A 24,750-nucleotide genomic window follows, 5' to 3' on the forward strand; every position below is an offset into this window, starting at 1 on the left:
CTGTAAACACGCTGTTATTGCGTTATCGTCCGGCATTGTGTAGATTGCCGCACCCTGGAACCGGCGAGGGATATGTCAGCTAAATCGAGTCCACAGCATCGAATCGCCTACATCGACATGATGAAAGGCATCGCCTGCCAGATCATGGTGTTCGCCCATGCGATCACGATGAATTTCGGCGCGCTTTCGGTGCCGGAAAAAGCGTTTTTCACCTTCATCATTTACCCGGCGGGATTGTTCTTCTTGGCCTCGGGCGTCAACGTCGTTCTCTTTTTTGAGAAAAGCCGCGGGCGGGAAGGCTTTCAGGCCTCACGCTTTTTCCTGATGGCGGCACTCGTGCTTTTCGTCCTCTCGCTGCCGTATTCCATCAATCGCAACAACCTCTTTGTACCGCAAATTTTCCAAGGTATCGCCGCGACCTACGCGGCGACGTACCTGCTGCTGCGCGCGCGCTTATCCAACACCTGGCTTGTCGTGATCGCCTTTGCCTCCTACCTGCTGTGGTTCGGAGTTTGGTATTCCGTGGCCGGAGACATCGCCGCGCTGCGGCACCTGGATACGAGGGAAATCTTCCCGGCGACGCTGACATGGCTCAAGCAATTGGGTCCCGCCCACCGTTTTCTCTTTGTGAATTTCGCCTTATTCCCGTGGGTGAGCTACATGCTGACCGGCGCCGCCTGGTACCGCAGCAACCGCGACCACCCGGAACACCTGTGGCGTTGGGTGGCGCTATTTTGCGCCTGCCTGGGCGTGGGCGTTTCATCCATCGCGGTGGGCGCTCTGGATCAACCGCTGCTGCTGGACAACTTCGCCGACATGCTCATGCGCAACGTGCCGGTGCACTTCTTTTCCTGGATGGGGCTCAACGGCCTGACCGCCATCGCCTTTGCGCGGTGGTATCGCGGCACGGACCATTTCGCCAATTCACGGGTGCGGTGGGTGTTGCGTTACGTCGAATACACGGGCAAAGAATCGCTGATGTTTTTCGTTTGGCACTGGGTGATCCTGTTCTCGGCGAGCGTCTTGCTGCATGTTTTGGGCATTTTCACCTACCTTGCCGACCCGCCGTTCAAGGCCCACCTGACGTGGATCATCGCCATGCCGGTAGTCGCCTGGACCCTGCCGAAAGTCGTGGCGTTCGGCAAAAAATGGAGTCAACGCCGAAACTTCGTGTACGAAGTCATGACCGTGTGGATCGTCGGCAGCGCGTTTTCCTTGAGGCTGATCAAGGGCAGGGCCGATGTACCGCCGGCGGCGTTCGTGCTCTCGCTGCTGGCCAGCATCGCCTTCGCCGCGTTTTATCCCGTCGCCCGCCAAATTTTGCGCGAACGCTATACCGTGCGACCCCGCACGATCAGGCGAAAATAACCGCTCACCTGCGGGCTTTCAGACGCACCGGCATGCGCAGTGGTCAGAGACCGCGAGTTTTGCCAGAATGGTTCAAACCTTCCGGGGGAAGAAGTTGACGGAAAAGGCCGTGAAGTACGCGGGCCTCGCCGCGGTTGTGGGATGCCATCTGGCGACACGGCTCGTTGGGCTGCTCGCGTTGCCGATTTTCAACGACGAGGCCATCTACCTGCGCATGGCTCAGCTCGTGCGCCAGGGACATGGCTTGGTGTCGCTGTCTCATGAAAGCCTAAAACCCCTTTTCGTGTGGCTTCTGGCCCTTTGTTGGCCGCTGGCCGACGACCCTCTGGTGATGGGGCGGCTGGTGGCGATCGCTTGCGGCGCGGCTACCGTCGCCGTGATTTACTTGACCCTCTACCGCTGGGGCGGGAAGGGGCCCGCGCTGTTGGCCGGCGCGTTTTATGTGTTGCTGCCCATGGCGCTGTTTCACGACAAGATGGCGCTTTACGAACCCCTCCTGACGCTGCTGAGCGCGGTGTCACTCGCCGCCGCCTGGTCGCTGGTGGAAACGCGGACGTGGAAGGCGGTCGTGGTTTTCGGCTTGGCAGCGGGTCTCGGGTTGGCGACCAAGGAATTCGCGCTGTTCTTCCTGCTCTATCCCCTGGCCGGAGTCGTGGCGCGTTGGCGGGCGCGGCAGCCGGTCGGCAAAGGTCTATGGAGCCGCGTGGGCGTCGCATGGCTGTTGGCGGGGGTGATCTGGCTGGCGCTGGTCTTCATTCCCTCGTTGACCACGGCGCACGGCATTCTCCACGGGCAGGTGGGCAAGTACGCTTTTTCGGCTGCGGAACTGGCGGCCTTTCCTTTCGACAAGTGGGCCGCGAACCTCGTCTTCACCAGTGACGCGCTCGGGCGCTACCTTGGCCCGCTGTTTGCCCTGGGCTTGTTGGCGTCGGCGGTTTGGAGCCTCTGGCGTCGGCGGGAAAATGCTCTCTTTGTCGCCTTGTGCTGGGCGGGGCCGCTGGTCGCGCTATTGTTGGTCGGGCGCACCTTGTTCTCGCGCTACTTCCTTTTTTTGGTTCCGGCGATGGTGGCTGCTGTGGCGCTGGCGGTTTGGGCCGTGGCGCAAGCGTCCGCGAAGGATAGAGGTCAACGCGGATGGTGGATCCTTGCGGCTTTGACGGCGGCGATCTTGGTGTTTCCGGCAAGTCTTGCGTGGAAGGTCACGTTTCAGCCGCACGCCGCGCCATTGCCGAGTGGCGATCGCGAGCAGCATTTAGATGGTTGGGCGGCCGGATCGCCGTGGCCCAGCGTCAAAACCTACCTGGAACAAGCCGCCGCGACCGAACCGATTGCCGTTTTTGTCGCGCCGGTGCCCGGACTGTATCACGACGTGTTGAAGCTTTACGTGGAGGGTCCCCGCGTCCAGGTGTGGCCGGTACCGTGGGTGCTGGAAAAGTCGTTGACGGCGTTTACATCCGGCGACCAAACGACGCGGCTGCCGACATCGATTTACCTGCGTGATCTGCCGCTGCGCGAGGCCGACCCCGCAGACTGGCGGCGCGCTTTTTTCCTGATCAATGTGCCGCAATTACGCCTGGAGCCTTTCATGAGGCTCAACCCCAACGCAAAACTCGCCCATGTTTCACGCCATGCGCAAGGAAAAGCATTTGTCGCGCTAATGGAATTGCCGGTACGGGAACCAGAGGCGTCCTCTAGCGAGCCATAATCCCCTTCACCGTCGCCAGAAAAACCTTGCGGTCAAAGGGCTTGGTGAAAGTGTGTTCCACGCCGAGGCTCTTGGCCCATTCGATGCAATCCTTGGCCTGCAGGTAGGCCCCACCGCCGGAGATGGCGACGATCGCTGGAGTCGGCTTTTGCCGGCGTAATCTCGTAATGACTTCCACGCCGTCCATGCCGGGCATCAGAATGTCGGTGATAATGAGTTTGACCGGCTTGTCGCCGAAACGATCCATGGCTTCTTTGCCGTTGGCGGCGAGGAGTACTTCGTACCCTTCACGCTCCAACATTTCTTGCAGCAAGGAGCGCATTTGCTCGTCATCTTCGATGATCATAATCAGTGGCATAGAGCAATCCTTCTTTTAGTGAAAATAGCACAGCGAAGGACTCAAGTCGACACCGAAAATACAGAACGGAATTTTACGAAAATGACGTTTGTCGAGTTTTCCAGTTGGCGTTTCAATGGCGGGAGGAGGGTGTAATTAGTATATTATTCGAATAGTTATATTTTAATACACCCTTCAGCGGGTGCGAAATGCGATGGTCCGACAAAGCTGGAAAAACTCACCGTTGTCGCTCCATTCCGGAATTTTCTTGAATAGTCGTTCAACTTCTTTGAGGGAGTTTTCGAGGTGGTCCGAGACCTTCGCGATCAAATCGGTTTCACGGGCCAGAGCGAGGATGGGCGCGGCGAGCGTCGTGTCGCCGTTACCGAGTTCCGCCAACAGTCGTTGCCGCTGCTCCGGGGTGCCGATTTCCATCAAAAGCAAATAGGGGAACGTTAGTTTTCCCTCGTTCAAATCCCGCAACACGTCCTTGCCCGTTTGATCGGTGTCGAAAGCCAGATCGAGCATGTCGTCGGCGATTTGGAACGCGCGTCCCAGTAGAATCCCGGCCTGGAATAGTTGCTCCTGTTGCTCCGGCGCGAGTTCGGCCAACACGCCGGGAAGGCCGACGCTGAGGCTGATCAGGCTGCCGGTTTTTCGGTCGACGATGTAATTGTAGTGATCCAGTGTTCGGCTCGATGGCGGGACCGGTACCGACTCCGCCAATTGCCCGGCGGCCAGATCGACCACGGCTTTGCCGACGCGCCGATACACCGTGAGATTGTCCAGGCGGGTCAGTAACTGCATGGCACGGGCGAAGCAGAGGTCGCCGGTCATGATGGCGAAACGGGCGCCGTTGTTCGTGTGCAGCGCGGGCTGCCCGCGGCGCAACGCGGCGTTGTCAATCACGTCGTCGTGAAAGAGAGACGCGTTGTGAACCATTTCAATCGCGGCGGCCAGGATCGCGGCGCGGTCGTCGACCACGCCCAATCCGGACGCCACGGCATGCAACAGGCGGGCGCGTAGGCGTTTGCCGCCCAATTGCAGCTCGGGCAGATCGTTGGTCCAAGCGATCCATTCCCGCAAGTTGCCGGCTTCGGCAACCAAGCGCTCGACCTCGTTCAGCCAACCGGCGAGGGTATCCGGAGCGTTCGTCATATGAGGGTACCTATCAATACGCCGGCGCTGCATAGCAATCCGGCCATTAAGTGCATCATCAGGGCGTCCGCTTGGGCGGCCCGAACGCGTTGCGGGTCGTCGTATCCCTCAAAGGCGTTGCGGGTCGAGCGCCAAGCGAGCGGCAAAGCGATCAGGACAATAAGAAAACTCGGTTCGACGACGGCTTTCACCACCGCATACACCACGGCGGCGTACACAAATATATTAAGCAGCATGTAGCCCCATCGCGCTTTCTTTTTTCCCAGGCGCACTACCAGGTTGTTTTTGCCCGCCAGCTTGTCGGATTCGAAATCCGTGTATTGGTTGATCCACAAAAGCAGCGCGATGAGTCCGGCGATCGGCAAACTGAGTACAATCGCCTCCCACGTGATACGCCCGGTTTGCACGGCGTAGGTCCCGATCACCGGCGCCGGACCGAGGAAGACGAAGATGTCGAGTTCGCCCAAGCCGCGGTAGGCCAGGCGCAACGGCGGCGCCGTGTAGAAGTAACCGCCCAGGAATCCCAGCACCATCACGGCCATGACCTCGAGATGTCCGGCCGGTATCCACACGAGAATGACGATCCCGATCGCCAGGGCCGCCGCGAAACAGATCCAGAACCACCGCTTCACGCTTTCCGGCGGCACTCCGTCGCGAACAATGGCGTCGCCGCCGCCGGAGTAAGGGCGATCCTCGTCGTGTCGATCGGCCCCGGATGCGAAGTCGAAGAAGTCGTTGGAGAGGTTCACGCCCACGTGCGCGATCGAAACGCCGAGCAAGGTGAGCAGAAACAGCGGCCAGTCGAACCGGCCGGTGTGGGAATAAGCGACCGCGCCGCCGAAGGCCACCGGCACGACGGTGCAGGTCAAAAACAGCATGCGCGACTGTCGTGCAAAGTCGCGTAGGATGCGGACGAAACTCATGGGACCCTCCCGAACGATACGGGCTTCGAAGCGCGGCAAATTTTCTGTTGTGATCAATCGTGTTGAATTCGGATAGACCAACTAGCGCCGCTTTGCAAGCTCCGGCGCCGTGAGCGTCTCCGTCGAACAGGCTTCCCACTGCCGCAATATCTCGAAAACCACGATACCGCAGGCCGTGGCGACGTTGATGCTCTTCTTGTAACCCTGCATCGGGATTTGCACCACGTGATCGCACTGCGCCAGCGTCGCCGAATCGATGCCGCCCACCTCGTTGCCGAACACCAGCGCGACCGGCCGCGGCCACGTGAAGCTGTGATGCGCCGGCGCGTCGTCCTGGGTCTCGATGCCGACGATTGGAATGTTTGCAGCCTTCAACGCGGCGATGGCCCCCTGGATATCCCACGTGTGGCTCCACGGGACGTAATCCATCGACCCCAACGCGGTCTTGGCGAGTTTGCCGTTCGGCGGATGCGCCGTGTAACCCCACAGGTGCAATTGCGCCACGGCCGCCGCGTCCGACGTGCGAAAAATCGAACCGACGTTGAATGCGCTGCGAATGTTTTCGAGCACGACATGCAACGGGTGATGCTGCCGTTTCGGCAATTGTTCGGGCGGCACGTCGCGGTAATGTGGTTCCAAATCAGGCATGCGTGCATTGTGTCGTCCGGTGAGGCGCGGGTCAAATCCGCCATCGGGAAGCGCGACAAGCCCCGCAGCCCGGCGTCTTGTGGTTTGGAGGGGGCGTCGGTATGATCGAAAAATCGAATCCGTGGGAGCGTCGTTGGAATCCATCCGATTACTTAAGTGGGTCTTGCTCATGATCACGGTGGTGCTGTTGTTGGGCACCATCGGATACTCCATGCTCGAGGACGTCACGCCCTTCGAAGCCTTCTACATGACCGTCATTACCATCACGACCGTGGGCTTCCGCGAGACCTTCGCTTTAGACGATAGCGGCCGCCTTTTCACGATCATCCTAATCTTTATGGGCGCAGGCATGATCATGTTAACGATCGGCGTATTGACGCAGATCGCTGTCGAAGGCACCTACCAACGCGCCCGGGAGCAAAAACGCGTGCAACGAAAAATTGGTAATCTGACGAACCATTATATCGTCTGCGGGGCCGGGCGAATCGGCCAGTATGTGTTGGGCGAACTCAAAAAACGCCACGTCCCGATTGTCGTGCTCGAGGCCGACGAGGCCGTGTACCAAGAATTGATCGACGACAACATCGTCGCTTTGCACGGCAGCGCCACGGAAGAAGAATTTCTGCTCAAGGCGAACCTCGAAAACGCCAAGGGGTTGATCGTCACCGTCAGCAGCGACGCCGAGGCCGTGTTCATCATCTTGACCGCGCGGGATATCAACCCCGACCTGTTCATCGTGGCCCGGTCCATCGAAGAGCACAACGAATCCAAGCTGCGGCGCGCCGGCGCCAACCGCGTCATGTCGCCCTACCGCCTCATCGGCAAGCGGATGGCCAACTCCATGCTGCACCCGGCCGTCATCGACATGATCGACTCCCTGATGTTCTCCGACGAACTCGACCTCGCGCTCGAAGGCGTCAAGGTCTATTCCAGCAGCCCGGTCGCCGGGCAAACCCTGCGCGACAGCCACATTCGCGACAAGTTCGGGCTGATGATCATCGGCGTCCAGAAAGCCCACGGCAACATCATCTTCAATCCGATGGCCGAGGAAGTGATCGAGCCGGGCGACACTTTGATTTCCATCGGCGAGAAAGATGCGCTGATGCGCTTGACGGAGTATCTGGCGGGTAGCGGTCGGGGTTAGGGCTTACCGGTTGCGATAGCAGCCGCCCGCGATGTCACGGTAGAAAAGAATGTCGGCCACCCGCAACTTGGCGCCGCGGCGATGACGGTCGAGGATCTGCACGCCGCGCTCCTTGAGTTGCCGCCGGTGTTTGATAAGTTCCTTGCCGACCACGTAATCCACGACATAAACCAAATTGCCCCCGGCCGCCGCGTATTGTTGCCCGTAGGAGATGGGCACGTCCGCCGAGGGCGGTTCCAGAAGCGAACGCATGATCGGCGTCACCTTGCGACTGCCGGCCGCCAGCAAGAGAACCGTCCGCGCCCGAAACACTTGCTTCGCGCTCATGGACGTGGCAAAGCGCGGCACCTGTTGCGCCGAGGGAAAGTAGCCGTCGGCCACGGCGTTGACGACCGTGTTGTCGTCGAGCCGCACCAGCAGCGTGCTGCTCATCGACCACGGAATGCCGGACTCGTGAAACGCCACGTGACCGCGACCGCCCACGCCGATCACCTGCAGATCGATGCCGCCCGCGGCGCGGATCTTCCTGTCGTAAGCGTCTAGAATTTCACTGCGTACCCAACGCAGATAGGACGAGTGCGCTTTCCGGGAAATCACGATGGCGCGTCCCGAATCGCCGCCGCGCTCCCGCCAATCGTCGGGATGGGCGCGAAGTTCTGACCGCAGTTCGTCTTGATCGATCACGCAGCCGAGCGGCAGATCTATGGACGCGAAAGGGCGGCTGAGCAAGCCGAACAATTCGGTGGTCATGAAATAGCTGTAGCTGGCCGGGTGCAGCGTGCGGGCCTGCGCGTTATCGCCGGGCAAGCCGACGTACTCGTCCAAATTGAACGTGCGTATACGGCGCGGGTCGATACGCCCCTGGTTGGCCGCGTACTGAAAATGCTTGTACAAACCCACCGGCGAGGTGCCCGTCGCCAGGCCGAGCACGTAGCGGTCTTTGATGGCGAGTTGGGCTTTCAGGTCGGCGTGTAGAAGCTCAAAGGCGACTTCACTCATCTGGTCGTAATCGTTTGCCACTACCACGCGAACAGGCATACCGCATTCCTTTCCAATTCCACTGAAAAAAAACGAAATGTTGTGTTTGAACGTCTGTTCAAGCGAGTGCTTTTTCTACAGCATCCACAACTTGTTGGCAATACGCGCGAGTCTCGTCCTCGGTCGGGCCTTCCACCATCACGCGGCACATGTTTTGCGTCCCCGAATAGCGGACCAGCACGCGGCCTGTGTCGCCGAGTTTGGCCTCGACATCCGCGATGGCCGCCATGACCTCGGGTAGTTCTTCGATCGGCGGTTTGCGCGTGACGTCCACGTTGATCAGCTCTTGCGGAAGCACGTCCATCACCTTGGCCAGTTCCGAAAGCGGCCGGCCGGTGCGCCGCATCACCGCGATCAGTTGCAGCGCCGAGAGTGTGCCGTCGCCCGTGCCGTGGTGCTCGCAGAAAATCATGTGACCGGAATCTTCGCCGCCGATCACCGCGTCGAGCTTCTCCATGTCTTCCAGCACATACCGGTCACCGACCTTCGTGCGATGGTTCCGAATGCCCAAGTTATCGCAGGCGACTTTGAGGCCGAAGTTGCTCATCACCGTGGTCACAAGCAAATCATTGCGGAGCCGTCCTTCCTCTTTCATCTGCCGCGCGCAGATGGCGAGGATCTGGTCGCCGGTGATGCGCTGTCCGCGCTCGTCCACGGCGATCAAACGGTCGCCGTCGCCGTCAAAGGCCAGGCCGAGATGGGAGCCGGTGTCGATCACGAGTTGTTCGAGGTCTTCGGTATACTGGCTGCCGCATTCCTTGTTGATGTTCAGGCCGTTGGGCTCGTCGTGTATCACCGTGAGTTCGGCACCCAGTTCGCGCAGCGTACCCACGGCCGTGCGGTACGTGGCGCCGTTAGCCACGTCGACGGCGATTTTCATGCCTTCCATCGTCAGATCGCGGGGAAAGGCGTTTTTGAGAAACTGAATGTAGCGGCCGCGGGCGTCGTCGATGCGGTAGGCGCGTCCCATGTCCGTCGCGACGGGCGTCACTTCCGACAGGTTGCCGCTCAGGATCAACTTCGCCAACTCTTCTTCCTGCGCGTCGCTCAGCTTGCGGCCGTTACCGGCGAAGATCTTGATGCCGTTGTCGTAGAAAGGATTGTGCGACGCCGAAATGACGATACCGGCATCCGCCCGCATACTTTCGGTGATGAGGGCGATACCGGGCGTGGGCAGCACGCCGACCAGATAGGAGTCGCCGCCCATCGAGGTGATCCCGGCTTCCAGCGAACTCTCCAGCATGTAGCCGGAGATGCGTGTGTCTTTGCCGATGACGATGCTGAAGCGGTGCCCGTTGCCCATTTGCTCGCGCAACCAATGTGTCAACGCTTGGCCTACGGCGAACGCGGTTTGTGAATCCATGGGGAAGCGGTTCGCTTCACCGCGAATGCCGTCCGTGCCGAATAGGTCGCCCATAACGTCGCCCTTTCTACGTTCGCGGCCGAAAAGCCGGAAGTATTTGCCAAGCGGCTTCCATCACCTCGTCGACGATGCTTTGCAGCCACGCCGTGCCGGTGGCGACCGTTTTCTCGTCGAGGCTCTGAATCGCCGTCACGTAATCGTCGGATGCCGCACCCCGGCAGGCGGCGAGAAATTCGTCGCGCTTCGCTGCGTCCGTGTTTTGCTCGAAACCAGCGCTAAAGACCGCCGCCAACTCCGCGTACCCTTCATGAAACTGGCGCTTCGCCGCGGCATCGTCTTCGTCGGCGGCAATCGAATCGGACATCTTATCGGCCATCGCCTCCAAACGCTTAAGTCGCTCTTGCTTCGCGCGGGCTAATTTGTCCAGCGCGCCTTCATAAAGGAGCGAACCCAGCGGCGCGCGCGAGAAGAAGTCGCGCCGTACGCTACGGTACCACTCGGTAAGCGCCAGCAGATTCGCCACGTACAACACGTTGTTGGCGAGCACGCGGGCGAGGGTCGGGTACCGTCGCGGCATGAAAGGCTTCCTGACCGAACGCGGCAGGCCCTCAACGACCAGTTGATTGTCTTCGGGTACGTCGTGGCGCAAAACCGAACCGGCGGCCGATACCGTGCCGAAACCCATGTGAACCGGGCCGACAATGCCGCCTTGGCCGCCAAGGAAAATCGGCGGCTGCCGCAACATCACGCCGCGGGGCACGTCACCCAGCAGGCTGGCCGTGGTTTTGTCGGCCTCGGGCGTGAAGTTGAAATGAATGAACGAAGAACCGACTTCGCTGTGGTTCTTACGGCTGGTTCCCCCGGCCATCAAGCAGTCACAGAAGTTGATCAGGCTGCCCAGCGTCACGAAGGGGAAGAGGATCGTTTGCTTGATGCCGACGGTATGCGCGCCGCCCGCTTCTTCTTCCAGCAGGCAGCCCTCCCGCACGTGCGCGCCCATACACATGTTCGCGCCGCGCAGGAATGTCGCTTTCTGGAAATAGCCGCCCTTGAGCTTCACGTCGGGACCGATCTGGCAGTCCTCCACCACGACAGGCGCTTCGTAGCCGAGTTGGGCGCCGGCGCAAATCGCCGTCGTCGCCCCGCACAGCCGCGTGCCGGGATACAGCACGACGCCGTCGCCGGAAATGCGGTCCGGGTCGATATCCTCGCTGATCTCCACCATCAGCGGGTTGACGATTCGCACACCCTTCTCGAGCAAGGTTTTCACGGTGTCGGACACGTTGATCCGCACTTCCATGCGTCACTCCTCTTGCTGGCGTCCAGTGTGGAGGAAATATAGCGCCCCAAGGCGGCGATGTCCAAGCGGCCCACGAGCCGAAAGCGCCTTGAACCCCAAACCGGTGCGGTGCAACATTGACATGACTTTCGCGTTCTGTTTGAAAAGGCATTCACACCACCGCATCCGGAGGTTTGCGATGATCAAAGGAAACGCCGTCATCGGTCAGTCCGGCGGCCCGACGCCCGTTATCAACGCCTCGCTCGTCGGCGTGGTTCACGAAGCGAAAAAGCACGCCTTCGTCGAGGGCATCTATGGTATGCGCTGGGGCATCCAGGGATTTCTGGAAGAGGATCTGGTCGACCTGCGGGCCGAAAGCGACGCGACCTTGGAAGCCGTGCGGGTCACGCCGTCTTCCGCGTTGGGATCGTGCCGACTGAAAGTGCGCGACGAACATTTGCCGCGCATTCTGGACATGCTTAAAAAATTCAACATCCGCTACTTCTTTTATATCGGTGGCGACGATTCGCAAAACACCTCGCACCGCGTCGTGGAGTTCGCCAAGGAAGAAGGCTACGAACTCTACGCCATCGGCATCCCCAAAACGGTCGATAACGACCTGTTCGGCACCGACCATACCCCCGGCTACGGCTCGGCCGCGCGCTACGTGGCGCTCTCGGCGCAGCAGGGCGGCATCCTGGCCCGCGACATGCAGAAGGTGGACCCGGTGCTCGTCTACCAAGCCGTCGGGCGCGACGCCGGTTGGTTGGCGGCGTCGGCGGCCTTGGCCAAGAAGGTCGAAGGGGACCCGCCGCACCTGATTTACATCCCCGAGCGGCCGTTCACGCGGGAGAAGTTCTACGCCGACGTCGAGCGGTGCTACTCGAAGTACGGCTTCGTGTCGATTTTCATCGGCGAGGGCATCGTGTATCCGGACGGCTCGCCCGTCTCGGGCACGCAGACCGTCGACAAATTCGGCAACCCGGAATTCGGCGCGATGGGCGGCGTGGCCGCCGCGACGGTTGTCAAACAAATGGCCTGCGACCACCTGGACGTGCGCGGCGAGTTTCAGATCGTCGAATCTCTGCAGATGGCGGGGATGGATCGTGTTTCGGCCGTCGACCAGCAGGAGGCCTACCAGGCGGGGGTCGAGGCGATGCGCCTGGCGGCTGCGGGCCAAAGCGGCCTGATGGTCGCGTTTGTGAGGGAGTCGAGCGATCCCTACCGCATTCGTTACGAAGCCGTGCCGCTCACCCGCGTCAACGAAGGCAAACAGACGATGCCCGACGAGTTCATCGACGACGAAAACAGTTTCGTGACCGAGGCGTTTTGCGAATACCTGCGTCCCTTGGTGGGGCCGCTACCGGACATGGGCCGGCTGTCTTATAAACCGCGCTAAACCACGAGGCGAACATGGCCACCTTCACGTACCGAAACGGCCGCTACTTCCGCGATGGCGAACCCTTTTTCTTTGTCGGCGTCGACTACCAGTACTACCGCGACAAGCGTAGCAATTGGGCCGACCGCCTGGCGCAAATCAAGGCCGGGCAGGGCAATGTCATCACCTTTTACGTGCCCTGGCGGCATCACTTGGTCCATGATCCGAAAACCGGTGCCATCAGCTACGATTTTCGCGGCGAGACCCTCGATTCGCGCGATCTGATTCACTTCATCGACTTGATCGCCGAGCAGGGGCTCTACGCCGTGGCCAAGCCGGGGCCCTTCGTGCATTCGGAGTTGAACATCGGCGGCCTGCCGGATGTTACCTCGCCCTCGTTCAATCCCGAGATCGAACCGGTGCGCGTGCATGACGGCCGCCCGCTGTATTGGGAATACGACTACACGCAGTTGCCGTCTCCCTACGACGAGCGCTTCTTCAAATTGGCCGAACAGTGGCTCGCGGCGGTGGGCGAAGTGCTTGCGCCGTACACGGGCGAGGCGGGGCCGGTCATCGGCATTCAACTGCTGGATGAAACCATCTACTGCTCGTCGAACGACGCGCCGTGGCACTACGGCTACGACGCGCCCAATCAGCGCTATTTCCATCAATTGCTGCGGAAGAAATACAAGACGATCCACCGCTACAACGCGCTGCACGGCACCGAATACCGCGCCTTCGAGTTGGTCCCGCCCGTGTGCCTGAAGCCGGGCGAGCCCGTGGCGCGGCGGCGGTCGGAGTTGCTGCGGCTGGTCGATTGGGCCGAGTTCCAATGGCGTGTCCGGCGCGATGCCTACGCGCTCTACAAGAAACAACTCGGGATCGACTTGCCCTACTTGTCGAACTTCGCCGGCATTACGCCGCCCATCGAGGAAAATGTCCCCGATGCGCAGGAGAGTCCGTCCAAGGATTCACCCGGGAAATACCTGCCGCTTTATCCGGAGTGGTGGTTTGCGCACAACCGCGTCGACCTGGATGCGGAGGTCTACCACTACGGGATGATCTCCTGGCTGGGCGTGGCGGCCTACAACATCGCCGACGCGGGCAGCGAGCCGGGCGAGATCGGCGACAACGAAGTCTTCAACCGCTACATCAACACCTCCCGCCGACGCCGCGGCATAAACGTCGAAGAAAACTGGGGATTTTCGAAACTCTATCACCCGCTGAGCGAGTACCCGATCATTCCCTTCTTCCAAACCCTGGCGTCGATTGCCGGCGGCTGTACGGGCTACGTCGTGTTCACCGGCGTGTGCCACGGCTACTGGACCGACGACCTGGACCGCACGACCCAAAAGCAGTTCCGTACCTTCCCCGCCGACGCGCCCATCGGCGAAAACGGCGAGACCGGCCCGATGTACGCGGCCATGAAGCAACTCGGCGAGTACTTTGCGCGAGAGGGCGGCGACTTCCTGCGGGCCGAACTGGAAATGGATGTGTGCTTCCTCATCGTGCCGGAGTACGCCGCGGTGTCCTCCTGGGTGCCCGGCGCCGAAGAATGGGCGTTGCCCCATGCGATCCCCCGCGTGGGTACCGACGTGCTCGAACCGGCGACCCACATCTGCAACACCAACGGCATCAACTACGAAATGGCCGAACTGCCCGCGTTTTCGGTTGAAGACCTGCTGGCCAAGCCGCGCCTGGCATTGCACCTCGGCTTCTTCCTGCCGGCGGACGAGCAAGAGAAACTTGTCCAGTACGTTCGCCGCGGCGGGCAACTGATTCTAAGCGGCGAACTGCCGCAATTCGACGAATTCATGAAACCCTGCACGGTGCTTGCCGATTGCGTGGCCGAAGGCTTGCCGGGCGTCCACTACAACACCGGCAACATTTTCCGCGACCAGCGGGCGCTGCTGGCCAACCTGCGTCGGGCCGGCTGGCAGGCGAGGGTGTCCTATTCACCGCTGCTGCGCGCTTTTGTGTACCGGAGCGAAACGGATACCTTCGTGCTCTTTTTCAACTTCGACCGCGAGGGTCCGCACGAGAAAACCATCGAGTTCGACGGCCTGCGTCTGGACCTGACGCTCGGCGCAAAAACCTGCGGCGTGGTGCGGGTGAGGGGAGGACGAATTCGCTCCTACCTGATCAAGGGCGTCAACGAGTTTGAGGGCCGCAGCGAGACCATCGTGCTCGGCTTGGGCGACCAAGAAATTACGGTCGAGGGCGACGGGTCGGGCTTCGATATTTGATCGAAAGACGCCTGCGAACTTGTGTCGCGGACATAAAATAAGGGTTTTTTTCGATTTGCGCGCCGCATTCGGTGTCCGATTCGATGTCCGTTTGGACACAATTGTTGTTAAAAAGACGCAAATTAAGGTGCGATGACACAATTGAAACGCTTTTCAAACCGGCTGATTCCTGCTATACAACAACGCCAGAGGGTCGTTGTTGAACGCGAGTCTCATTAACCTGGCGGAGGTGATACAGCATGGCCAAGGCAAAAGTCGCGGTTCTAAAAACCGAACCCGAACGCGCAGTCGAGGACTATCAGAAACTCTTGGAAATGGCCGGCGCCGACCAGCACATGGACAAAAACGCGACGACCATCCTCAAAGACAACATCTCGTGGCACTTCATGTATCCCGGCGCGAACACCACGCCGTGGCAGCTTGAGGGCACCATCACCGGGCTGCAGAAGCTTGGCTTCACCGATCAGGTGGCCGTGCAGAACGAGACGGTCGTCATCAACGCCTTCAAAGGCGAGCGGCTCAATAAATATCCGCCGATTTTTCAGAAGTACGATATTCCGGTGCTCTACAACTTCCGCCCGGAAGAGATCAAGTGGATCAAGTACGAGCCGCAAGGCGAAACGCTCGTGCTGCACAAAATCTACCCGCAAGGGATCATGATTCCCGAGTTCTTCCTCGGCAAAAACATCGTTCACCTGCCGACGGTCAAGTGCCACGTCTACACGACCTACACCGGCGCGATGAAAAATGCGTTCGGCGGCTTGCTCACCACGCGCCGGCACTACACCCACACGTGGATTCACGAAACACTGGTCGACCTGCTGATGATCCAAAAGGAAATCCACAAAGGGATTTTCGCCGTCATGGACGGCACCACCGCGGGCAACGGCCCCGGGCCGCGCACCATGTGGCCGGTGGTGAAAGACTACATCCTGGCCTCGGAAGATCAGGTGGCCATCGACGCCATCTCCGCCAAGATGATGGGCTTTGACCCGATGACCATTCCGTGTATCCGCCTGGCGCACGACCGCGGGCTCGGCGTGGGCGACCCGAACGAAATCGAAATCGTCGGCGAAGATATCAGCAACGTGAACTTCCATTTCCAGACCGGGCACAACGCCGCGACCGGCTTCGTGAAGTATTTCTGGTGGGGGTTCCTGTCGCCGCTGCAAAAGCTGTTTTTCCACACGCCGCTGGTCTACTTCTTCGTGCTGGGCAGCTACATCTTTCACGACTACATTTGGTACCCGGTCAAGGGCATCCCGCGCGTTCGCAAGTGGCTGAAAAATACCAAGTGGGGCAAGCTCTTCATGAAGTACCCCGGCAAATTCAGCTACTATTGATCCCCAGGCTGAGCCTGGACCGGACAAGGTCCGGTGCTAAGACCGAGTGCATCCGACGACTATATTGTTGCAACGACCGCTCCCGCTGGTCGCTTGGCGAGCCCCAGGCAGTGCCTGGACCCGAAACCGAATGCATCTATCGACTATATTGTTGCAGCGACCGCTCCCGCTGGTTGCTCTACGAGCTTCACACCAAACCGTAGGAGCGACTTCAGTCGCGACCGGACAAGGCCCGCCAGGCTGAGCCTGGACCCAAAACCGAGTGCATCCGACGACTATATTGTTGCAACGACCGCTCCCGCTGGTCGCTCTACGAGCTTCACACCGAACCGTTGAAGCCGGGGTGCCATAGTCTCACCGCCGACGGCGGGGAGGTTGTGCGGCTGAGTCTTGGGGAAAACGGGGACATGTACTTGATTCGTGTCCCGTTTTTTGCCCTCACCCCCGGCCCCTCTCCCACGAGGAGAGGGGAAGTAGGTCGCCGGCATTTTCGCTTCCCTCTCCCGCGGGGAGAGGGACGGTCGTAGGCCAGGGTGAGGGCCGAACTCAAATCCGCGCGGAGGCTGTGCGGCACTGGCTTGCGTTCACGCGACCAGAGGCGTAGAATTAGTATAGTTGCCCCGCCACAACGTAGATTTTCCACCAACATCGTTCCTGCAAAGGCGGCAATCAAAGAGTAAGCGCCGAATAGTGTTTTGCACGGGGCCGACAATTTCGAAAGCCGTATTCGGATCGATAATCCGAAATGACAGCCTCGACGGAGTGGAAGATGCGTCGGATAAATAAGTATGCTGTCCGGGGAATTCTCGATTGATTACAATGCGTGACAGGGGTACGATTAATACCAGCAATCAGGATTTATCCGAAATCGGGATCATGAAGGGATCTTTTTAGAATGCGGTCAGTTTGAATAGGGGAAGTTACCACTTTTTTGGAGGAATCCCGAATGAATGAATTTCAAACAAAAGTACTGTTGCTAATTATTGGTGTAATAGTTTCTCAAATTAGTGCAATGGCAACTACAGCCAGTAAAAGTGTAAAATGTTTACTTTTCCAATTTAATATAGAACATAATAAAGAGGAATTCATTGTAAATCTTACAAATTTTAGTTCGGAAAAAACGGGTGAAGTCAAAATCGCTATTTCGGGAACATCAGATGTGCAAATATTTGATGTAAAATATCAGTTGAGTGATGCATTTGATACTAACCGTTTTAAATCAGCGAATCAAATCCGCTTTGGAAAACAAGTAGTTTTAAAGTATTTACATCCGGATGACAGTATCATGATACATTTTCTTTATAAAAGTGACAAACCACCTGCTTATATTGATGACAAATTAGAAAAGGGATTGTCGATTACTTCAGAAGAAACAAAAGTTAGGATATTTAGGATTTATGATGAAGTTTTCACTAGGCCAATTTTATGTCATGTAGTGTATCTTATAATTCTTGTAGGCGCTTTATTAATAATATTTAAGTTATGCTTTCCAAAAAATAACAAAAATGTCTTGGCCACGCAAAGGCCATCCAAAGAGAGCGAATCTATGGGGGAATGATAAATGAGAAGGTTACAGGGTTTGGCAATTGCGTCTATCGTTGTCTTAGTTCAGAGTGTATGTCTTCTTACGCTAGTGTTTGCTCAGAGTACACGAACTGTTTCAGGAAAGGTCATCGACGAAAACGGTGACGGGGTCAAAGGAGCCAAAATCGATGCCGATGGTTGCGCCGTAAATGAAGATATATCACAAGAAAATGGTAATTATACTTTACAATTAGGAACGGATAAAAGCCCCTGTACTTTTAGTATATCGGCGAAGAAGGAAGGTTTTCTGCCTAGCGAAAAAGTTCTTGTAACAGTAAAAAGTAAGAGTGTTGCTGAAAGAAATCTCAAGGTACTTAGCCGTCAGTCAGTTCAAAAGACAGTGGGAGACCTTCGTAAAGCAATCAATACTGGAAACGTAGAAGAAATCATGAAGATTAGCAAATCTCTGGTTGAGACATGTAACGGGTTCGGATGTGATGCCATCGGAGAGTATAAAAATGTTATGGATGAGACAAGCAAAATATTACAAAAAAAGTGTAAAGGCGATATCATGAAATAAATCTATTCCATTGTCTTCAGAAGAATAGCTCTAAATTTAGGGACACTAGGCTTAATTATCGGACGCATCTTGCCCTCCGTCGATGCCGTTACTTCGAGCGATCGCTTCGTACGACGCGCCCGATATATTCGGCCCCGCGCAACGCTTGGCGTGGCGATTTTTCTAAAAATTCCATTTTCGTGGGAACGATGTTGGTGGAAAAACTACGTTGCGGCGGGCGGAACATACGAATTATGCGCCTCTGGTTGTGTGAACGCAAGGCTGTACTTTCAGGCCCTCACGCTCGAGTAAAACCCAGGACACGTAACAAGTACATGTCCCGATTTTACTCTGGCAACGACGCTGAGCCGCACAGCCTCCCCGCCGATGGCGGTGAGACTATGGCACCCCCGAAAAACATAGCCCCGCAGGGGCGTTATCAAATGGCCCTGGGTAAGGTTGAGCATTATCGCGACTGAAGTCGCTCCTACGGTTTTGTATGAGGCGCGCCGAGCGACCAACGGGAGCGGTCGTGATGACAACGTCGTCGTCAGATGCAGGCGGTCTTAGGCCCGGACCTTGTCCGGTCGCGACTGAAGTCGCTCCTACGGTTTTGGGTGAGGCGCGCCGAGCGACCAACGGGAGTGGTCGTGATGACAACGTCGTCGTCAGATGCAGGCGGTCTTAGCGCCGGACCTTGTCCGGTCGCGACTGAAGTCGCTGCTACGGTTTTGTATGAGGCGCGCCGAGCGACCAACGGGAGCGGTCGTGGTGACAACGTCGTCGTCAGATGCAGGCGGGCTTAGGCCCGGACCTTGTCCGGTCGCGACTAAAGTCGCTCCTACGGTTTTGTGTGAGGCTCGTAAAGGCGGCGAAGACGCCGGTCGTGGTGGCAACATAGTCGTAGGATGCATGCGGTTTTGGGTCCAGGCACTGCTTGGCGGCTTTTTTCTGCTTTTTTGATGTGGCATGTGATACGCTATATTTACATATTCTAAGTTCCTGGAGGAGAACCATGTTTAGACAATGGATTTTAGTCGCGTGCGTTTTGTTGCTCTTCACTGTATGCCTCACCCCTATACTATCCGGCTGCGACGATGACGATGACGACGATGTGTCGCCCTCGGCTGACGACGACACGTCGGCCGATGATGACGACGACAATGACGACAACGACGATGACAACAACGACGACAACGACGACAACAACGACAACGATGATGACGACGACACCGCGCCACCGCTCATTTCGCTGACGCCGGGAACCTGCAAGCATCCGTTCGAAATCGGCGAAGTATTGCTGCAGCAGATCGTCGCGGGCGCGCCGGGCCGCAACGGTGTCGGCGCCGATCTCTCGCCGGACGGGCACCTGACAGTCGCCGCGACCTACGGTGCGGGCGTGGTCGTGCACGAACAGGACGAAGAGGGTGCCTGGCGGGCCGGTTGCTTGGACGAATTCGGCGACGATCCGCGTCTCGATCGCGGGCCGGACGGCGTGATCCACGGCATCTTTCGCGATTATTGGACCGACGCGTTGATGGTTACGCAGCAGGTCGGCGAGGCGTGGACGGAGCCGGAGATGATTCCGCTGCAGGCGAAGACGGTACACCAATTCCGCGTGGGTCACGACGGAGCGCTCTACGTGGGGTGTATCGATTTAGACACCAAGGTGGTTTACGTGCTCCACAACGCCGCGGGCGAGTGGGACCGATTCGACCTGATGGACTACGAGGATTCTTTCAACAATATCTATTTCGATTTTGACGTGGACGAACAGGGCGTGGTTCACGCGATACTCTCGGGTCCGAGCGACGTGCGCTACGTGCGGTACGAGGGCGAGGACGCCGAAGAAGAGATCGTCGCGGAAGATTCGCGCTACCCGGCGATTCGCTTGGCGTCGGACGACTCGCTGCGGGCGTTTTTCGAGCGCTACGAGTTGGACCACGTCTACTGGTCGCAGATCCTGCCCGGCGTTTGGGTCCCAACGCGGGTGTACGACTATTTCGGCACCGTCAGCATTCGAACCGCCGACGGTTGGGAGGCGGACGAGGTCGACGCGGGCGGTTACATGCTGACGGGTCGCTACTTGGAATTGGATGCCGAGGACTACGCGCACGTGCTGTATCCCATCGAAAATTCCTATCCGCGGAAGTTGCGGTATGCGACAAAACGCCCCGGGTTTTGGCAGACGATTAATTTCCAGGAACAGGACGAGGGAGGCTACGACGAGGACTTGGTCGTCGAGCCCGACGGCGTGGCGCACGTGCTCTATGCCGATACGGACAACCAGCGCTTACGGCACGCGCACAATACGCAGATGCCCTGGACGACCGAGACGGTCATGAAGGCGGAATTGAGAGTATATGGCGTCTCGCCGGCGCTGATGCCCGACGGTACGCCGGTCGCGATGTTCCACGACGGGGTCGCGGGCAAGTTATATAGCGCGCAGCAAGTGGGCGACTCGTGGACGATATCGACTCTCCTGCCGGAATTGACCTGGTTCCGCGATTTCGCGTGGGATATGGACGGCCTGGGACGGCGGCATTTGGTTTACCAAACCGAGCCCGGCATCGTGAACTATCAGATGTGCGATCCGGAATGCGGGCCCGCGACGCAGCTTGCGGCAGCCATTTACAACGACGCGCGGGCCGATGTGGACATCGACGCCGATAACGCTGTGCACGTGGTTTATCGCACCGGTGAATACGACGCGATGAAGGTGATGTACGCCACCAACAAGAGCGGTAACTGGGAGTGGACGCTCGTGGCGAGCCACCGGCACGACGGTCGCAACGCGATATACGTGGGCGAGGACGGCGTAGTGCACATCGCTTACGTGCGCGAGTACGAAGAGAGCGACGACGTGCTGTTCTACGCCCGGATCGACGGTGACCAAGTCGAGCGGGAAGCGGTTCACGGCGATATGCAGCGGACCGACATCGCTGTCGGCGCCGCGCCCGACGGCACGCCGCACCTGCTGTATTCGTGCTACATACAGGGCGGCGGTTACGGCACCTTCTATTCGGTGAAATCCGGTTCGACGTGGCAGACCGAACAGCTCACCGACGACGGTTTCGCGAGCGTGGACATCCACGTCGACGAGGGCGGTACGCCGCACTTGCTGGTCAGCGCTGAAGATCTGTCGTATTTCGTTCCGGGCGAGGACGGTTGGGATGTCACGGCGATTGCCGTTGGAGGCCCGGAAGGCGGTTCATTCGTGTTGGACGAGCAGGGACGTTTTCACGCGATTTATCTGAACAGGGATACGTTGTCGTACGCGCGGTTCCCGCTGGGACTCTCACAGTAAGTCGTTTTCGATAAGCGCGCGCTGCAACAGCCGGGCCATGTCCGCGTGGCCGGCGTCGTTGAAGTGAACCGGGTCGTGGGGCCACACGTAGTCCAGCGGTTGCGGCTTGGCGGCGAAGTACGACCAGGCGTCGAGGTAAGGGAAGCCCTCCGCTTCGGCCAACTCCCGCAAGACGCGCCGGATATCCAACTGGCGACGATCGTTATTATGGTCGGTCCAGTTTTGGCCGTGGAATTCCGAGGCCAGCAAAACCTTGCCGCCTTGATTGCGCGTCAAGTCGATCACGTCACGCAAGTTGGCCCGGATGTCGGAGAGGGGGTTGGTGCCGCGTAGAAAATCGCGGCCGAGTTGCATGGCCAGGCGCTGGCGGCCGGCGACGATCAAGCGAGAGTATCCATTGTAGAGCAGGCTGTGACTCAATCCCCGTTGCATCCGCCGCACCCACGATTCGCTGCGCGCGCTCTCCCACAATTGACGCACCGTGAAAAGGCCGCGAGGGTTCGTGTGGTCGTTGAAGCCCATGTAGATCACCACCAAGTCGGGGCGGTAGCGCGCCGCGTACTCCGTGTAAAGCACCATGACTTGGAAGCTGTTGAAACCGCGCACACCGGCGTTGAGGACTTCCACGTCGTGTCCGGCCTCGCGCAGATTGGTTTCGAGCAAGCCCGAAAAGGCCGTGTCGTTCGAGGGCTGGCCGTCGCCCCACACGTTGGACCCGCCGAGGGTCATGATTCGCAGGCGGCCGGGGGCTTTTTCGAGCGGCGCGTCTTCGTGGCCGCGGAACCGCACGGCCCGCACATCCTTGGTGTGTTTGTAGGGAAACGAGTCGGCATACCCAAAGAGGTTCTTCGGCACCCAATACAGCAGCTTGTCGGTTTGGTAGTCGTCGCCGATGCGATGCGGTTGCAGGTGTCGGCGAAGCTCCGTTTGGCCGAGGGTCCATTCGGCCAGGGCGAGCGAGGCGACCACCAGGATGAGCATCAATGCGCCATAGGCCCGCAGACTTTTGCGGTGGTGGGAGACGGGAATCGTCATCGCCAGAACGCCCAGCGGTAGGAACCAGCGGAAGGGGTCGCCCAGGCGCGCCGTCAACACGATGGGAAGGAACACCGCCAGAAAGGGACCCAACGTTCCGACCGCTCGACGCCAGGTCACCTCGAGATCCAAGCGCATGGTGACGATTACGGCCGCGGCGAGGGCCCAGGCCGCCACGACAACCGCCGGTGCACTTGTAACGAAGGTGAAAGTCAACGCACCCAACCCGGCCAGGGCGATGAAGGCCGAGGAAAGCCGGTGCGTGCCCGTGAAGGGTAGCCGGGAGCGCAGGACCCAGAATCGGGCGCGCAAGAACAGCCACAGCCATAGGGCGGGCCACGCGACGTGAGGGGCGAAGGGGGTATCGACCGCCGCCGCGGCAAGGCCGAGGGGCGGGAAGGTGGTCAGTGTCCAGCTAAGGGCGAGCGAGCGTGGGCTTACGTGGGTTGCGCGGGCTACGGCGAGTTCGATTAGAAAAAGCAGGACGATGAAAACGACGCCGCCCAACCATCGGAGGATTTTCTTTCGTGTGCGGTCCGGAAAGGAAACGTGGAGCGCGGTGCGGCCGGTCAGTGTGTTTTCGAGACGCAATTCGTGGACGAGCAAGGGCGCCCATCTGGCGTACACGAAAAAACTGCGCGCCTCGATATCAGCGCGCCGCGCCCTCAGGTAGTCGTTTCCATCGTGGTGAAAAACGGCTTCGTCACCTTGCGGCACGATGTCAACTTCAAAGGGCTTACCGGGAAGCATTTCGTCATCGAGCGGGCTGCTGATGACCACGTCCTGGGTGACCACGCCGATTTCCGCCGGCACCGGGGCCGTTTTTTCCAGGCGGAGGACGAGGCGTTGGTGCTTGGGCGGCAGGCTGGGATCGTGAATGCGCAGCGTCGCGCCGGGCGGCAGTTTGAGTCCGTTTTCCAGCCGGGCGACCGCGCCGTGGGGTTCGATTAATTCGAGTCGTTGGTCTTGAAGCGGAGTTCCTGAGAACAGGGGCAAGGAACCGACGATGCGGGCCAGAAGCGCGCCGGCGGCGAGGCAAAGGGCAAGCGCAAGAACGATTAAGCCGTATTGCTTGAACCGACGGCGCACCCTTCCTCCTTTGGCAACGGTGGCGTGATCGTCGCCGCGGAACCGCTTATTCGGGGACGAGGTACTGTTGACTGTTGTTGGCTTCTTTTTGCGAGTTGAGGTTGTAAATCAGGTCGTGGAAGAACTCGTGCATTTTGATGACGCTTTGCTTGAGCTTCGCGTCATCATCGCCCTTGGCGGCGGCGACAACATTGGCAACCGAATCGGCCAGAAGTTTGACGTCGATGGCGTATTGCGCCTTGCGTTCCGCGTAGTTCGCGGGTAGTTCGGCCTTGACCAGCGCCGCGGCGGCTTCACTGAGCTTCGGCGCGACGGTGCGAATCGCGGCCCAATCATCCTTGGGGAAATCGACGTGCCACATCTGGGCCATCACGTCGTGAAATGCCTTCAGTTCGGGAAAGCCCTTGGGGCCAGGTTCTTCCGCGACGGCAACAACCGTTAAAGACGCGATGAGTGCCAGGGTGAGAACAATGGCGTTCAACGTGCGCATGGTGTGCTCCTGTTTGGTTCTAATCGACGAAACGGAATTTGATTATCGTCCACAAGGCGCGAAAGCCGTCGCGCCACGTGATTTTCTTGCCTTCTTCAAAATCGCGGCCGGAATAGTAGATCGGCACTTCGAACACTTTGTGCCCGGCCTTGAAGACCTTGGCGGTGATCTCGGGCTCGAAGTCGAAACGGTCGGAGCGGATCGCCATGTCTTTGAGGATGTCGGCCTTGAAAACCTTGTAGCAGGTTTCCATGTCGGTCAGCGTGGTGTTGTAAAGCAGGTTTGTCACGAAGGTCAGGAAGCGGTTGCCGAGGTAGTGCCAAAACAAGAACGCGCGGTGCTTGCCCAGAAAACGGCTGCCGTAAACGACATCCGCCTTGCCGGCGGTGATGGGCTCGATCAGCGTGGTGTAGTCGTTGGGGTCGTATTCGAGGTCGGCGTCCTGAATCAGCGCGATATCGCCGGTGATGTGCTGCTTGCCGGTACGGATCGCGGCGCCTTTGCCGCGGTTTTTCTCGTGATAGAACACGCGCACGCCCGCGAGCGATTCGATCTTTTCCTTGAGGATCGCGATCGTGCCGTCAGTGGAACCGTCGTCGACGATGATCAGCTCCTTGTCGAGATCAACCGCCATCACCTGGCGAATGATTTCCTCGAGGGTCGCTTCTTCGTTGTAGACGGGCATGATAATCGAGAGTTTCATCGGCCCTCCTGCCTCGTGAAGTTGGTACATTAAGCGAAATCGCTTCGCAGTGTAAACCGGTGATGTCCAGGGCGCACGACAACTCGAAATCGGGGCGGGACAGCAAGGCAACA

Annotated in this window: 19 protein-coding genes; 9 read left to right on the forward strand and 10 right to left on the reverse strand. The window is 58.9% G+C overall.

The annotated features are described in order from the left end of the window. Nucleotides 1–72 precede the first annotated feature (72 nt). Together P9L99_03645 and P9L99_03650 are read left to right on the forward strand one after the other, a co-directional pair. The gene (locus P9L99_03645; GenBank protein MDP8222428.1) at nucleotides 73–1,368 is read left to right on the forward strand and encodes a heparan-alpha-glucosaminide N-acetyltransferase domain-containing protein; all 1,296 of its coding nucleotides are present in this window, start codon (nucleotides 73–75) and stop codon (nucleotides 1,366–1,368) included. Nucleotides 1,369–1,477: 109 nt separating this feature from the next. Further along, nucleotides 1,478–3,073, forward strand: coding sequence for a glycosyltransferase family 39 protein (locus tag P9L99_03650; GenBank protein ID MDP8222429.1), 1,596 nt, complete (start codon nucleotides 1,478–1,480; stop codon nucleotides 3,071–3,073). Here the strand turns inward: P9L99_03650 and P9L99_03655 are convergent. The 4 genes from P9L99_03655 to P9L99_03670 all read right to left on the reverse strand — a co-directional run bounded on the left by P9L99_03655 (nucleotide 3,060) and on the right by P9L99_03670 (nucleotide 6,139). Further along, complete coding sequence (locus P9L99_03655) at nucleotides 3,060–3,431, reverse strand: response regulator (GenBank protein ID MDP8222430.1); 372 nt, start codon at nucleotides 3,429–3,431, stop codon at nucleotides 3,060–3,062. The two genes, P9L99_03650 and P9L99_03655, sit on opposite strands and share 14 nt — an antisense overlap. 174 nt (nucleotides 3,432–3,605) lie before the next feature. Next, a complete protein-coding gene (locus P9L99_03660) occupies nucleotides 3,606–4,568 on the reverse strand; it encodes a polyprenyl synthetase family protein (protein ID MDP8222431.1) in 963 nt (320 codons plus the stop codon). Then, nucleotides 4,565–5,491 carry a 1,4-dihydroxy-2-naphthoate octaprenyltransferase gene (menA, locus tag P9L99_03665; GenBank protein MDP8222432.1) on the reverse strand — a complete coding sequence of 309 codons (927 nt, stop codon included), beginning with the start codon at nucleotides 5,489–5,491 and terminating at the stop codon, nucleotides 4,565–4,567. The genes P9L99_03660 and menA overlap by 4 nt, the downstream gene beginning before the upstream one ends. A gap of 81 nt (nucleotides 5,492–5,572) precedes the next feature. Then, entirely contained in the window at nucleotides 5,573–6,139 is a 567-nt protein-coding gene (locus P9L99_03670) for an RNA methyltransferase (protein ID MDP8222433.1), read from the reverse strand. A gap of 133 nt (nucleotides 6,140–6,272) precedes the next feature. Here P9L99_03670 and P9L99_03675 point away from each other — a divergent pair, with 133 nt between their 5' ends. Then, nucleotides 6,273–7,283: a potassium channel protein gene (locus P9L99_03675; protein MDP8222434.1), complete on the forward strand. Its 1,011-nt coding sequence runs from the start codon at nucleotides 6,273–6,275 to the stop codon at nucleotides 7,281–7,283. Nucleotides 7,284–7,286: 3 nt separating this feature from the next. Here P9L99_03675 and P9L99_03680 read toward each other — a convergent pair whose 3' ends face one another. The 3 genes from P9L99_03680 to P9L99_03690 are packed head-to-tail and all read right to left on the reverse strand — an operon-like array spanning nucleotide 7,287 to nucleotide 10,984. Beyond that, entirely contained in the window at nucleotides 7,287–8,321 is a 1,035-nt protein-coding gene (locus P9L99_03680) for a hypothetical protein (protein MDP8222435.1), read from the reverse strand. Nucleotides 8,322–8,379: 58 nt separating this feature from the next. Beyond that, nucleotides 8,380–9,738, reverse strand: coding sequence for a phosphoglucosamine mutase (glmM, locus tag P9L99_03685; protein ID MDP8222436.1), 1,359 nt, complete (start codon nucleotides 9,736–9,738; stop codon nucleotides 8,380–8,382). A gap of 13 nt (nucleotides 9,739–9,751) precedes the next feature. Next, nucleotides 9,752–10,984 carry a hypothetical protein gene (locus tag P9L99_03690; protein MDP8222437.1) on the reverse strand — a complete coding sequence of 411 codons (1,233 nt, stop codon included), beginning with the start codon at nucleotides 10,982–10,984 and terminating at the stop codon, nucleotides 9,752–9,754. A gap of 178 nt (nucleotides 10,985–11,162) precedes the next feature. Between P9L99_03690 and P9L99_03695 the strand changes: the two genes are divergently transcribed. From P9L99_03695 to P9L99_03720, 6 genes are all read left to right on the forward strand, one after another. Further along, nucleotides 11,163–12,362, forward strand: a complete 1,200-nt coding sequence (locus tag P9L99_03695) for a diphosphate--fructose-6-phosphate 1-phosphotransferase (protein MDP8222438.1) — start codon at nucleotides 11,163–11,165, stop codon at nucleotides 12,360–12,362. 14 nt (nucleotides 12,363–12,376) lie between these two features. Further along, nucleotides 12,377–14,587, forward strand: coding sequence for a beta-galactosidase (locus tag P9L99_03700; protein MDP8222439.1), 2,211 nt, complete (start codon nucleotides 12,377–12,379; stop codon nucleotides 14,585–14,587). Between the two features lie 239 nt (nucleotides 14,588–14,826). Continuing rightward, on the forward strand, nucleotides 14,827–15,930 hold the full coding sequence (locus tag P9L99_03705) for a DUF362 domain-containing protein (GenBank protein ID MDP8222440.1): 1,104 nt from the start codon (nucleotides 14,827–14,829) through the stop codon (nucleotides 15,928–15,930). Nucleotides 15,931–16,876: 946 nt separating this feature from the next. Continuing rightward, entirely contained in the window at nucleotides 16,877–17,488 is a 612-nt protein-coding gene (locus P9L99_03710) for a hypothetical protein (protein MDP8222441.1), read from the forward strand. Between the two features lie 3 nt (nucleotides 17,489–17,491). Continuing rightward, entirely contained in the window at nucleotides 17,492–18,034 is a 543-nt protein-coding gene (locus tag P9L99_03715) for a carboxypeptidase-like regulatory domain-containing protein (protein MDP8222442.1), read from the forward strand. Between the two features lie 994 nt (nucleotides 18,035–19,028). Then, on the forward strand, nucleotides 19,029–21,320 hold the full coding sequence (locus tag P9L99_03720) for a hypothetical protein (protein ID MDP8222443.1): 2,292 nt from the start codon (nucleotides 19,029–19,031) through the stop codon (nucleotides 21,318–21,320). Here the strand turns inward: P9L99_03720 and P9L99_03725 are convergent. From P9L99_03725 to P9L99_03735, 3 genes are read right to left on the reverse strand one after another with little or no spacing between them, the layout of a single operon-like run. Next, on the reverse strand, nucleotides 21,312–23,444 hold the full coding sequence (locus P9L99_03725) for an SGNH/GDSL hydrolase family protein (protein ID MDP8222444.1): 2,133 nt from the start codon (nucleotides 23,442–23,444) through the stop codon (nucleotides 21,312–21,314). The genes P9L99_03720 and P9L99_03725 overlap by 9 nt on opposite strands. Before the next feature lie 46 nt (nucleotides 23,445–23,490). Further along, nucleotides 23,491–23,934, reverse strand: a complete 444-nt coding sequence (locus P9L99_03730) for a hypothetical protein (GenBank protein ID MDP8222445.1) — start codon at nucleotides 23,932–23,934, stop codon at nucleotides 23,491–23,493. A 19-nt stretch (nucleotides 23,935–23,953) separates the two neighbouring features. Further along, the gene (locus P9L99_03735; protein MDP8222446.1) at nucleotides 23,954–24,637 is read right to left on the reverse strand and encodes a glycosyltransferase family 2 protein; all 684 of its coding nucleotides are present in this window, start codon (nucleotides 24,635–24,637) and stop codon (nucleotides 23,954–23,956) included. Nucleotides 24,638–24,750 lie beyond the last annotated feature (113 nt).

The organism is Candidatus Lernaella stagnicola, assembly GCA_030765525.1.
GTDB classification, from domain to species: domain Bacteria; phylum Lernaellota; class Lernaellaia; order Lernaellales; family Lernaellaceae; genus Lernaella; species Lernaella stagnicola.